Here is a 571-nt window from a genome sequence, read left to right as displayed (position 1 = left end):
AGGTCCGCGATGTGGTCGGGCTGTACGTCGCCCCACCCGCCCACGCGATCGTGCTGTGCGTTGATGAAAAGTCGCAAATACAGGCGCTTGATCGCAGTCAGCCGTTGCTCCCGATGCGCCCCGGCCAGATCGCCAAACGGACCCATGACTATAAGCGCCACGGCACGACATCGCTGTTTGCGGCGCTCGACATCGCGACCGGCCATGTGATTGGCAAATGCTACCCACGCCATCGGGCGACCGAGTTCCGCAAGTTCCTCGATGAAATCGAGGCCAACGTACCAGCCGATCTCGACGTTCACCTGGTCATGGACAACTATGCCACGCATAAGGCGCCAATCATCCGCGACTGGCTGGTGAAGAGGCCGCGCTGGCACGTTCATTACACGCCAACCAGCGCCTCATGGGTCAATCAGGTCGAACGATTCTTCGCGCTGCTGACCGAGCGCCAGATCAGGCGCGGCGTTCATCGCAGCCTTGACGCCCTCCATGCCGCCATCGCCAACTTCATCGAACAGCACAATGCCCAGCCCAAGCCCTTCCGATGGACAAAACCCGCCGACGATATCCT

The 571-nt window shown here is 60.9% G+C and carries 1 protein-coding gene; it reads left to right on the top strand.

The genetic code is table 11. The features are described from left to right. Positions 1-571: IS630 family transposase (locus PYV00_RS24030; RefSeq protein WP_275230867.1), on the top strand; the 571-nt coding region annotated here is incomplete at both ends.

Origin of the sequence: Novosphingobium album (ex Liu et al. 2023), assembly GCF_029076845.1 — a bacterium.
In the GTDB taxonomy this organism is placed as follows: domain Bacteria; phylum Pseudomonadota; class Alphaproteobacteria; order Sphingomonadales; family Sphingomonadaceae; genus Novosphingobium.
The sequence above is the reverse complement of the archived record's forward strand: the minus strand, read 5'-3'. Positions and strand labels throughout refer to the sequence as shown.